Source organism: Kitasatospora sp. NPDC056181 (assembly GCF_042266225.1).
Lineage (GTDB): Bacteria > Actinomycetota > Actinomycetes > Streptomycetales > Streptomycetaceae > Kitasatospora.
In genome coordinates this window covers 1-2,810 of record NZ_JBHJUK010000301.1, presented here as the reverse complement: position 1 = coordinate 2,810, position 2,810 = coordinate 1, and the positions used below count along the sequence as shown (strand labels likewise).

Here is a 2,810-nt window from a genome sequence, read left to right as displayed (position 1 = left end):
ATGGAGCCCTCCTCCTCGTGCGGGTCGATCTGGTTCATGCCGCCGAACACGCTCTGCTGCGGCACCTGGGGGACGCCCTTGAGCGTCGACTCGGCGAACGTGAGGAGGGACACCGGGAGGCCGTCGACCTCCCGGGTGGCGTTGTCGCGGAACTCCAGGTTCGCGCTGCCGTCGCCGGGGTTCGCCTGGAACTGTGCAACCATGTCGACGATCACGTCGCTGTTGTCCCGCAGGAAGTCCTGGAACCCGGGGTCGAGGAGCGCGCGTACGTCCGTGAGCTGGGACCGGGACAGCACGACCGTCAGGTTCTTGATCTGGCCGCTGTCCGCCTCCTGCGCGAGGTAGTCGGCCATGGCCGCGACCTGCATGAAGAACAGCTGGCTGTAGCCGTCCAGGGCGTCCGTCTCCAGCCGCTTGCGCTTGCGCGCCGACTGCTGATTCTGTTCGTACAGGTCCACGACCTGCCCGGCGAACGTCCTCGACTGCGAGAGCCGGAACCGGGCGCGGGGCAGCGGCACCCCCGGGGCGTTGGGAGCGGCACCCCCTGTGCAGGCGCACGCCGGAGAAATCCGCGCCGAGCCGCCCCTCCACCTTGGGAGGAACAGCGCGCTCTGTACGGTGGGGGCGCCGACGCCGGCTGACCTCCGGCTGCGCGGGGAGGAGGATCCCTGCCCCGCCACCGACAGGGCGGCAGGTCAGCGGCCCGCGCGACCGAGCCTGTACGGGCCGAGGTAGTAGGAGAGCGCCGCGTGCGACGGGCCGTCGGAGATCTCGCCGCCCACCAGGAGCTTGACCACCTCGGCCTCCGTCAGCCACTCGACCCGGGCGGCCTCGGAGATGTCCTGCGGCTCGCCGATCCGCGTGCACCCGGTCACGTGGTAGCAGCGGAAGTGGGCGTCGCTGATGCCCGCCATGGCGTCGTACTCGGTCATCAGCTCGACCGGGCCCGGCCGCCAGCCGGTCTCCTCCTCGACCTCGCGCGCGATCGCGGCGGCCGGCTCCTCGCCGGGGTCGGCCCAGCCGGCCGGGACTTCCCAGCCCCACCGGCCGGTGATGAAGCGGTGCCGGTAGATGAGGAGGAAGCGGCCCTGCTCGTCGGTGACGACGGCGGTGGTGGAGGCGCGGGGCATGCGAACGACGTGGTGCTCGATTCGTCCGGTTCCGGGGATGTCGACGTCGTCGAGCCACAGCTCCACCCACGGCGAGCCGTATACCTGCCGCCGGCCGTGGACCTGCCACTCCGATCCTGGCACCAGCCCCTCCTCACGCACGTACGAGTTGGTACCCCGACTCTCTCACGCGCAGCAGGCTCTCGTTCGGGCCTCTCGGCCGCCCACGGGTGAGGGCCTGCTGGAGTGCGCGGGCCGGCCAGGAGGAGAAGCGGCTGGACGACAGTGGCGCCGGCGAGGTCGGGGGCAGCGCGCGTCGGGGGCAGCGCGCGTCGAGGGCAGCGTGCGCGGTGGCGCATGCCGCGTCGAGGTCACCGCGGCGATCGGCTGACATGAACCGGAGAAACCGCGCAGAGGTGTGTAGACGGCGGTCGGCGGAATGATCAATCCGGGACGGAGCAGCGGGCTGACGGCCCACCGTGCGTGCTAGAACCTTCGACGGCAGTGAACGCTCACCCGCGACCACCGCCGTCAGCACCGTGCATCCATCGGCAACTCCTCCACCGAGGGAGAACCATGTCCATCGCACGTACCGCACGTACCGCACGTACCGCACGAACTCTCCGATCCGCCCTGCTCGCGGCCCTCGCCGCGCTGGCGCTGCTGCTCTCCGGCGCGGCCGCCAGCACGCCCGCCTCCGCAGCCACGACCACCACGAGCACCACCACCGGTCTGGACGGCGTATGGGCGTGTGACGTCCCGGCCGGCTACGTCTACGACCAGGTGTCCATGAACCGCAGCTGCAGCGGCGGCGGCAGCTGGAACTCGCCGCAGTTCCACCTGCGCACGCCCGTCGACGGGCTGACCGCGTGTGTCAGCACGCCGGCCTTCGTCTACGACTCCATCTCCTGGGGCTACGCGTGCAGCCAGCAGTCCGGCGTGATCTCCAACGCCTACCACCTGCGCACCCCGTACGACGGCCTCACCGCCTGCGTGGGCACCCCCGCCTTCACCTATGACTACGTCGGCCGTAGCACCTCCTGCAACATCTCGTACGGAAGCGGCATCCCCTCCACCACCTTCCACCTCCGCAAGCCGGTCAACGGCATGTGGGCGTGCGACGTCCCCCGGGGCTGGACCTACAGCGCCACCACGTCGAACCTGGACTGCGCCAGCATCCAGGGTGTGCCGACCACCAAGTTCCAACTGGTCGGCTGAGTCTGAGCAGAACCCGTGGAACAGGCGGGCGACCCGGCGCCGGTCGGGTCGCCCGCCCTGTCCTGCCCCGCCCCGCCCCGCTCAGACCGGCTCCAGCTCCGCGATCTCCTGATCCCCGCTGAACCCGCCCGCCGGGCTGGAAGAGCACGTCGAAAAGGCCATCACGAAGCCGACCAGCCGCTCTCCGCCGTAGACCAGCCGCGGCCAGGCGGACTCGCCGTACGCGTCCGCCTCGGCCGGCGAGGAGGCCACCGGGGCGACCAGGTGCGCCTGGTCCGGACGGACCTTCAGCCCCAGGGCGGCATCGATGTTCTTCGGGGTGACCGGACCCGGCACGACAGCGACTGGCGACCGTCGTGAGTTCGGGTTCGACCTCGTCGCAGCGGTGGGGCGTGTAAGGGACTTCGTGTAAGTCCCCTGTGGTCATTGGATGCTGAGCCGGTCCTCGAAGAAGAGTGAGAACTGGTTCAGGGCTTCCTTCCA

At 70.5% G+C, this 2,810-nt stretch carries 4 protein-coding genes; 1 reads left to right on the top strand and 3 read right to left on the bottom strand.

All coding sequences use genetic code 11. The features are described from left to right. On the bottom strand, positions 1 to 518 hold a 518-nt coding region (locus ACFC1F_RS42990), incomplete at its 3' end, for a hypothetical protein (RefSeq protein ID WP_376167247.1). Between the two features lie 177 nt (positions 519 to 695). After that, positions 696 to 1,253, bottom strand: coding sequence for an NUDIX hydrolase (locus tag ACFC1F_RS42985; RefSeq protein WP_376167245.1), 558 nt, complete (start codon positions 1,251 to 1,253; stop codon positions 696 to 698). Between the two features lie 432 nt (positions 1,254 to 1,685). Here ACFC1F_RS42985 and ACFC1F_RS42980 point away from each other — a divergent pair, with 432 nt between their 5' ends. Then, entirely contained in the window at positions 1,686 to 2,327 is a 642-nt protein-coding gene (locus ACFC1F_RS42980) for a hypothetical protein (protein WP_376167243.1), read from the top strand. 81 nt (positions 2,328 to 2,408) lie between these two features. Here the strand turns inward: ACFC1F_RS42980 and ACFC1F_RS42975 are convergent, their stop codons facing one another. After that, on the bottom strand, positions 2,409 to 2,663 hold the full coding sequence (locus ACFC1F_RS42975) for a hypothetical protein (protein ID WP_376167241.1): 255 nt from the start codon (positions 2,661 to 2,663) through the stop codon (positions 2,409 to 2,411). Between the last annotated feature and the right edge of the window lie 147 nt (positions 2,664 to 2,810).

Coding starts and splice junctions, on each gene's coding strand:
- ACFC1F_RS42980 (WP_376167243.1), top strand. CDS start 1,686: ATGTCCATCGCACGTACCGCACGTACCGCACGTACCGCACGAACTCTC.